Genomic DNA, 8,777 nt, shown 5'->3' with positions numbered 1-8,777 from the left:
AAACGGGTCATACTGTACATGCACAGACGGTCATCTTCGCAACTGGTTATGAAGTCCAAAAAGAAGTGAAGGATAAAAATGCAGTGGTTCTTAGTTCATATGCCATAGCAACAAATCAAATAGCCGATCAAGCTCAATGGCATGATAATATGATGATTTGGGAAACGGAACGGCCTTATTTATATGCAAGAAAAACTCCTGGCAATCGAATTATCATTTGTGGCCTTGWTGAATCGACCGGTTATCTGGAGAAAAGGGTTCCAATGATTTTGAACAATAGAGATAAATTAATAAAGCAGCTTGTCAATCTGTTTCCAGAATTAGAGAATCGGATCTGGGCTGATTATTATTGGGGAGCTTTATTTTGTGAGATCCATGATGGTTTACCGACAATAGGAATGTATCCTGACCATCCTAATTCTACTTCTTATTGGGTTATGGCGGGAATGGGACGGTTTACAGTGTCAACCGTTCCCAAAATAATCAGGGATTAAGGCATTTTTCAAAAAGTATTGTCCATTAAGACAGGTATCTCTTCATCTTGAATAGAATTAAGTAGACAGCTGAATATACGGGAGGGATTCTTCGATGTGGTTTAAGGAATTGGAAACAGAAAGACTGCATTTAATCGAAATAGGTCACCATCATGCCGAGAGTCTGTTTGAAATCCTCTCTAAAGATGAAGTGACCAAATATGATGGGATAGAAAGTCTAACTCTAGTAGAAGATGCCCGCCGCTTAATCGACTCGTTTAAAAGTGCTTATATAAACAAACGAGGGATGCGGTGGGGAGTCATTCTAAAGGATTCAGGCAAGTTCATCGGTACTGTTGGCCTGCATCAATTGAGCCTAGCCAACAAACGCACCGAAATAGGATATGAAATCCATCCTGAATATTGGAGGAAACACTTTACGTCTGAAGCTGTCAGCGTAGTATTGCGCTATTGCTTTGAAGAATTGAGACTTAACAGAATCGCCGCTTTAACTTTCAAGGATAATATTGCATCCAGAAACCTTCTGAAGAAATTTGGATTCAAAGAGGAAGGCAGTCTCAGAAGTTATCTATTTCTTCGTGATCAGTACCATGATGCCCTGGTATTTTCCTTGTTGAGTACGGAGTATTGCCAGTTAAGGCAACAAAGTGTTCAGGAATCATATAGATTTTAGTTTGGTATAGAAGATTGCAGCTGGCCCAAAGTGCCAGTTTTTTTATTTGCAGATGATTTTATATCAGTAAAGGGCAATATACATATTTTTCATGTTAAAATGGTATGCGAATTCATTAATCAGTCCGGATGGACATAAAAAGGAGCAAAATCACTGTGAAGATATTATTTCCGTTGCTTGCGGTCCTGGGCGGAATCACCATTGCCATACAAGGACAAATCAATGGTGGATTAGGAAAAAAAGTGGGGGTCATTGAAGCTTCCTTCATTTCGTTTGGAATCGGGACTCTTGCTTTATTATTTATTGTTTTGTTTGCGGGAAATGGAAATATTTCTGCCATCGCGTCTGTACCCAAATGGCAATTAACAGGCGGGCTGTTAGGGGCTATTTATGTCATTGTGATCGTATTGGTCGTGCCTCGGATTGGAGTGGCACCGGCATTGGTCGGGGTTATAGCAGGCCAGATAATTATTGGGGCAGTCATTGACCATTTCGGTTTATTCGGAGGCGTACGCATCCCATTGGATGCGAAAAAGGTGGCAGGAATTTGTTTACTTTTCGTGTCATTATATTTGTTTAATCATAAATGAAGAAGGGGCATTTTTCATTGAAAAGACGGGTACATATAGGGGAATATCTCTATTCCCCTATAGTTAATGGCTATTATTTGGAGATTGATTAAAGAGAACTAAATATATTAATCAAGTAATGCATTATTCTGCTAAAATATATTGTTTGAGAGGGGATGGTTTGCTAGGAAAGTTGTCTTAGTAATCAACCTGATGTGAATTATTAGAATATTGAGAAATAAATAGACAAGAGAACCTATATGAATACTGATTTAGAGGGGTTTGTAAAAACACCTGGAAGTCGGAAGTCCTTTTAGGTGATCATTTCTATTTACCTAGTATCTAGATCGAATTGATTAGCAATTAATTACTATATTGTGAAAAAGTACTCACCGGTTTATTGATTTTTTGGTTTATTCGTAATATACTTAAAATTCAACATCTTTAATTCGAGGTATAGTATCCTTGGCGAGGTGAAAAAAAGGTGATTTTATACCTAGTAAACTGCATTAATTGCTTTTTTTAGGTAGAAATTAAGATTTATGCAAACGGTTCGCTAATTGTTTTTGGTGAATTCCTGCAATGAATGCTTCTGCTTTTCCTCGCAATCATTATATGTACTATACGGAAGATTAATAGGTGTTAGAAGGATAATCTCTTAAATGGGAATATTCTAAGAAAGATTAAAGATGAGGGGGAATATTTTTTGAAAAAGTCTAAATTTTCAGTGCTTGCTCTTCTTATGGCCATCATGCTTATGCTTGCGGCATGCAACGGCGGTTCGAAGGAAACTTCGAATGAAAAAGAAGGGGGCTCGGGTGACTCATCCGGATTAAAAGTATTAAACGTAAACAATTCGAGTGAACCTGGTTCGCTTCACCCTGCAAATGCTCAAGGTACTCATGAATCATGGATCCTTGAACATACGTTCGAGGGGCTGACAAAGAAAACTGAGGAAGGCAAAATCGTCTCTGGTTCTGCAGAATCATGGGAAATCAGTGAAGATGGATTAACTTGGACATTCAAATTGAAAGATGGTTTGAAATGGTCAAATGGAGATCCGCTTACAGCCAATGATTTCGAATACGCTTGGAAATATGCTTTGAAACCGGAGACGGCTGCAGATTATGCTTACCAACTTTATTATCTTAAAGGCGGGGAAGCATACAACAGTAAGAAAGGGAAGGAAGAGGACGTAGGGGTTAAAGCGACAGACGAACATACATTAGTCGTTACTTTGGAACAGCCTACACCATATTTCCTTGACTTGACTTCTTTCTATACTTTCTATCCAATCAATAAAAAGGTACAGGAAGAAAATCCAAAATGGGCTTTGGATGCAAAAACTCACGTTTCAAACGGGCCGTTCAAATTAACGGAATGGAAACATAAAGAAAGCCTGAAAATCGAAAAGAATGAAAATTACTACGATAAAGATAAAATCAAATTGGATGCGGTTAACTTTGCTCTAATTGAAGATGAAAATACAGCATGGCAAATGTATCAGAGTGGCGAATTGGACCTCGCTTATCCACTGCCAGTGGATATTCAAGGTCAAATGGTCAATTCTGATGATAAAGAATTCAAAATGGGCAAAGAACTTGCCGTTTACTATTACAACTTTAATACAGAAGTGAAACCTTTCAATAATGCTAAAGTAAGGAAAGCGCTTTCAATGGCTATCGAGCGTCAAAAAATCACCGAAAATGTTGCTCAAGGCGGACAAAAGCCTGCTTTCGGCGTAGTCCCTCCGGGTATTCCTGATGCATCTGGAGATTTCCAGGAAAATACAGGTAACCTATTTAAGGAAGATGTTAAAGAAGCTAAGAAATTGTTAAAAGAAGGACTTGCTGAAGAAGGCATGAAAGAATTACCTGAGTTTTCAATTTTGTATAACACTTTAGATTCACACAAGAAAATTGCTGAAGCGGTTCAAGGAATGTGGCGTGATAACCTGGGTGTTGAAGTGACACTTGAAAATGCGGAATTCCAAGTTAAGCTTGACCGTGAAAAAGCTGGTGACTTTGAAATTTCCCGTGCAGGATGGGTTGGTGACTATGTTGACCCGATGACATTCATGCTTTGGGAAACGGACGGCGCCTATAATGATGCAGGTTGGTCAAACAAAGAATATGATAATTTATTAAAAGAAGCAAAATCTACAATGGACCCAAAAGAACGCATGGATGCTTTGCATAAAGCAGAGAAAGTCATGATTGACGAAATGCCGATCCTTCCGGTTTACTTCTATACAAAACCATATATGGTTAAATCGAATGTTACTGGAGTTTATGCTCCAATTAACGCTTATCCGAACTTTATTTACGCGGATAAAAAATAATAGAAGGATAATAGTGAAATGGGAGGTATGTCCGATTAAGGACATACCCCATTTTTCAATTGCGAATTTGAATATTTCATGCATTCATTTCCGTTTTCAACTTCTTAGAAAATCGATGATTKGGGTGATTACCATGTTGAGATATACATTAAACCGTTTTAAATGGGCGATTATTACTTTATGGGCTGTTATTACATTAACGTTCATCATAATGCATACGATTCCGGGAAATCCATTTGCAAAAGAAGGAGCCATGCCTCCTGCTGTTTATGAAAACCTTCAAGTCCACTATGGATTGGACAAGCCGTTGTTGACCCAATATGGGAATTATTTATTGGAAGTCGTTCAATTTGATTTTGGTCCTTCATTGAAATCTTCATCCATTTCCGTGAATGATTACATTTTGAAGGGGTTTCCGGTGTCCTTGCACTTAGGGGCACAAGCTTTGGTGATTGCCATCTTCTTTGGCCTCATTTTGGGTGTCGTGGCATCACTGAAAAGAAATAAATGGCCCGACTATTTATCAATGATCATTGCCATCGTAGGGATTTCCGTTCCTAACTTTATCCTGGCGACTATTTTAATCAATTACTTTGCAATTAAATGGAATATATTCCCTGTTGCTACATGGGCGACATGGCAGCATACCATTTTACCATCCATTGCCCTTTCCATGATGCCGCTTGCTTTCATCGCGAGACTGATGCGGACAAGCATGCTTGAAGTAATGGGGCAGGATTACATTTTGACAGCAAAAGCCAAAGGATTGAAACGGAGCGGTGTCATAATCAAACATGCGATTCGGAATGCGTTATTGCCGATTATCACGGTTCTGGGCATCCTTACGGCTAATATCGTGACAGGAAGCTTCATCATTGAACRTATTTTTGGTATTCCTGGCATGGGAGATATGTTCGTAAAGGGAATATCCAACAGGGACTACCCGGTGATTCTTGGTTCCACAATTGTGTATAGTGCGGTGCTTATTTTATTGATATTCATCGTTGATATAGCCTATACGTTGATTGATCCTAGAATTAAAGTGACGGGGGAGAAGAAATAATGGCAGATAAAGTGCATTTAACCGAAGATATGTTCCAACCCGCCGAAGGCAACTTTAAGGAAGCTGAAAAAATAGCAAGACCTACAGTTTCATATTGGTCTGACGTCTGGCGTCGATTTAAAGAAAATAAGCTGGCGATGACGGGGTTTGTTCTTATAATCCTCTTGGTCTTGATGGCGATTTTTGGTCCGTACATTAACGGATATACTTATTATGGACAAGATTTCGAGAAAAAGAATCTTAGCCCAAATAGCGAGCATTGGTTTGGAACGGATTCATCAGGAAGGGATCTATTTACGCGAGCTTGGTACGGTGCAAGGATATCCTTGTTCATTGGATTGATGGCAGCGCTGATCGACTTTTTAATTGGTGTCCTTTATGGCGGGATTTCTGCCATTCGCGGTGGACGCACGGATAATATCATGATGCGTTTCGCTGAGGTGATCTATGCGATTCCATACCTATTGATGGTTATCTTAATGATGGTCGTATTAAAACCTGGTATTCTGCCGATCATCATTGCGATGTCGATTACGGGGTGGATTCCGATGGCGCGACTGGTCCGGGGCCAGGTTTTACAACTGAAAGAGAATGAATATATCCATGCTGCAACAATCTCTGGAGCCAATACGAGCTGGACTTTAAGAAAACACATGATTCCAAATACAATGGGACCGATCCTTGTCAATTTAACGTTGACTGTACCTACTGCCATTTTTGCCGAAGCTACACTTAGCTTTTTGGGACTGGGAGTTCCGGCACCTCAGGCAAGCTGGGGAACATTGACAAGTGATGCACTGGGAAGCATTCTGGTAGGGAATTTCTATCAACTGTTAATCCCGGCAATATTGATTTCCTTAACGATGTTCGCGTTCAATGTGGCTGGTGACGGATTGCAGGATGCCTTAGATCCAAAACTACGGAAATAAATGAGTCCTAACATAATGATTTGATATTACTAGAATAGGAGGGACGATGATGGAGAACCTATTAGAAGTCAACGATTTACAAATCACCTTCCATACTTATGCAGGTAAAGTGCAAGCGGTTCGCGGTGTGAACTTTGGCGTGAAAAAGGGGGAAGCCGTTGCGATTGTTGGGGAGTCCGGATGCGGCAAAAGTGTTACAGCGAAATCTATCATGAGATTATTGGAAACACCCCCGGCAGAGTATGGAAAAGGGTCGATAAACTTTGGCGGTAAAGACCTTCTTAAAATGAGTGAAAAGGAAATGCAGAAGATTCGCGGGAATGAAATCAGCATGATTTTCCAGGATCCGATGACTTCGCTCAATCCAACGACAAAAATCGGCAGCCAGATCATGGAAGGCATTTTAAAGCATAATAAAAATATGTCCCGAAATGATGCATACGAACGGGCGTTGGAAACACTGAAACTAGTAGGTATTCCACAGCCGGAAAAAAGGATGCAGCAATATCCGCATGAGTTTTCAGGTGGTATGCGCCAAAGGGCAATGATAGCGATGGCCCTTGCTTGTGAACCGAAATTACTGATTGCCGATGAACCTACAACTGCATTGGATGTAACGATACAAGCGCAAATTTTGGAACTGATGAAAGATATCCAACGAAGAATGGATACTTCCATCATTTTAATCACTCATGATTTAGGTGTGGTAGCGGAAACTTGTGAACGGGTAGTCGTCATGTATGCAGGCAAGGTAGTGGAGACGGGTACGGTAGAGGCAATATTTTCAAACCCGCAGCATCCTTATACAAGAGGTTTGCTTAAAACGGTGCCGAGGCTGGATATGGAAAAAACGGCTCCGCTGGTTCCGATTATCGGATCACCACCTGATTTATTGGATCCGCCGAAAGGATGCCCATTTTACCCAAGATGTGAATCAGCAATGAAAGTGTGCAAAGACCATGATCCGGAGCTTGAAGTAGTGGAAGAAGGTCAGACAGCCGCATGCTGGCTGCACCACCCGATGGCCAAGGCAGCACAGGTACAAGCACCGACTAACGTATAAAGGAGGAGAACCAATGGTTTCACTGAAAAATAAGGCCGTAAAAGAAAAGACATACAACGAAAATTCTCCTCTTGTTGAAATAAAGAATCTGAAGAAGCATTTTCCTATCGGTTCTCAATCGCTGAAAGCGGTAGATGGTTTGGATCTCAAAATCTATCCAGGGGAAACTGTCGGTCTTGTTGGGGAAAGCGGTTGCGGTAAGTCGACTGCAGGTCGTACAATCACTCGATTATATGAACCGACAGATGGAGAAGTTCTTTTTCAGGGGAAAAATATTTTCGATTACAAACCTGGGGAAATGTCACATATCCGCCGTGAAATACAAATGATTTTCCAAGATCCTTACGCATCCTTGAACCCAAGGATGAAGGTGGAGGAATTGATTGGGGAACCACTTGCCATTCATGGGATATCAAAAGGTAAAGAGCGAAGAAAACGGGTGGAAGACCTATTAAAGCTGGTTGGTTTAAGTCCGGAACATATCACTCGTTTTCCGCATGAATTCAGTGGAGGACAGCGCCAGCGTATTGGAATTGCAAGGGCATTGGCTTTAAATCCTAAATTCATCGTTTGTGATGAACCAATCTCTGCCTTGGATGTTTCGATACAGGCCCAAGTGGTCAACTTATTAAAAGAACTGCAAAAAGAAATGGGATTGACTTATTTATTCATCGCGCATGATTTATCGATGGTCAAGTATATTTCAGATCGCATTTTAGTCATGTACCTTGGAAGAATGATGGAACTTTCGGATAGTGATTCTTTAACGAAAGATCCGCTACACCCATACACACAGGCCTTGCTATCCGCAGTGCCGATACCAGACCCGACTATTAAACGGGAAAGGATCGTCCTTAAAGGCGATGTACCAAGTCCGATCAATCCGCCGAGCGGCTGTGTATTTCGGACGCGCTGCCCTAAGGCGATGGAGATATGCTCCAGTGCTGTACCTGAATGGAAAGAACAAAAACCAGGGCATTTCGTTGCTTGTCATTTATATTGGTAAACAAAAAAACCAGTTGCATTTGCGACTGGTCTTTTTTTACACATTTATGTAAAATATTTTTAGAATAGAAACGATTATCAAATTATTTATCAGCATGTCAAAATAAAAAACTAGGAATCTGAAATTAAAACATATAAAATGTAATTATATGTAAATATAAAATTCTATTGAATGTTTCAATTTGTGAGAGAAGGAGGGACTGTTATTGTATTCCACGATAACTAGTGAGATCGTCGATCGTGTCATGATTGTTACTCTTAATCGTCCAGAGAGAATGAATGCTTTCAATGAAAAGATGTGTGAGGAGATGATTCGCGCTTTTAATGAAGCGGATGAAAATGATGACGTAAGAGCCGTCATATTAACTGGCGCTGGGGATGCTTTTTGTGCTGGAATGGATTTGGAAAAAGGTGCAGAAACGTTTATGGATCACACTCCTTTGGTTGAATATCGCGATGCAGGAGGAATGTTGTCATTACGGATTTTTGAGATGAAGAAACCTATGATAGCAGCCATTAATGGAGCGGCAGTCGGGATTGGGATAACAATGACTTTGCCCATGGACATTAGAATTGCTTCAACAGATGCAAAGATGGGTTTTGTATTTGCAAGGCGGGGGATAACGATGGAGGCATGCAG

9 protein-coding genes are annotated in these 8,777 nt (G+C 40.4%); all 9 read left to right on the top strand.

Annotated elements, in window-relative coordinates:
* The coding region (locus AC1DVB_RS23305; protein WP_477591160.1) for an FAD-dependent oxidoreductase at positions 1-494 on the top strand (494 nt) is incomplete at its 5' end.
* 94 nt (positions 495-588) lie between these two features.
* Complete coding sequence (locus AC1DVB_RS23300; protein ID WP_454861323.1) at positions 589-1,167, top strand: GNAT family N-acetyltransferase; 579 nt, start codon at positions 589-591, stop codon at positions 1,165-1,167.
* 155 nt (positions 1,168-1,322) lie between these two features.
* Complete coding sequence (locus tag AC1DVB_RS23295; protein ID WP_098865135.1) at positions 1,323-1,757, top strand: DMT family transporter; 435 nt, start codon at positions 1,323-1,325, stop codon at positions 1,755-1,757.
* Positions 1,758-2,442: 685 nt separating this feature from the next.
* Positions 2,443-4,077, top strand: coding sequence for a peptide ABC transporter substrate-binding protein (locus tag AC1DVB_RS23290; protein ID WP_477591158.1), 1,635 nt, complete (start codon positions 2,443-2,445; stop codon positions 4,075-4,077).
* Positions 4,078-4,210: 133 nt separating this feature from the next.
* Complete coding sequence (locus tag AC1DVB_RS23285) at positions 4,211-5,140, top strand: ABC transporter permease (protein WP_477591156.1); 930 nt, start codon at positions 4,211-4,213, stop codon at positions 5,138-5,140.
* Positions 5,140-6,069, top strand: a complete 930-nt coding sequence (locus tag AC1DVB_RS23280) for an ABC transporter permease (protein WP_053535169.1) — start codon at positions 5,140-5,142, stop codon at positions 6,067-6,069. The genes AC1DVB_RS23285 and AC1DVB_RS23280 overlap by 1 nt, the downstream gene beginning before the upstream one ends.
* A 49-nt stretch (positions 6,070-6,118) precedes the next feature.
* Positions 6,119-7,132 (top strand): ABC transporter ATP-binding protein, encoded by a 1,014-nt coding sequence (locus AC1DVB_RS23275; RefSeq protein ID WP_057277523.1) that lies wholly within the window; start codon positions 6,119-6,121, stop codon positions 7,130-7,132.
* A 13-nt stretch (positions 7,133-7,145) separates the two neighbouring features.
* Entirely contained in the window at positions 7,146-8,138 is a 993-nt protein-coding gene (locus AC1DVB_RS23270; protein ID WP_048679436.1) for an ABC transporter ATP-binding protein, read from the top strand.
* A 205-nt stretch (positions 8,139-8,343) separates the two neighbouring features.
* Positions 8,344-8,777 (top strand): enoyl-CoA hydratase-related protein (locus AC1DVB_RS23265; protein ID WP_477591152.1); only part of this gene is annotated, 434 nt, incomplete at its 3' end.

Source organism: Peribacillus sp. P4_D6, assembly GCF_056401795.1.
Note: the sequence above shows the minus strand (reverse complement) of the source record. Positions and strands in the feature narration are given on the sequence as shown.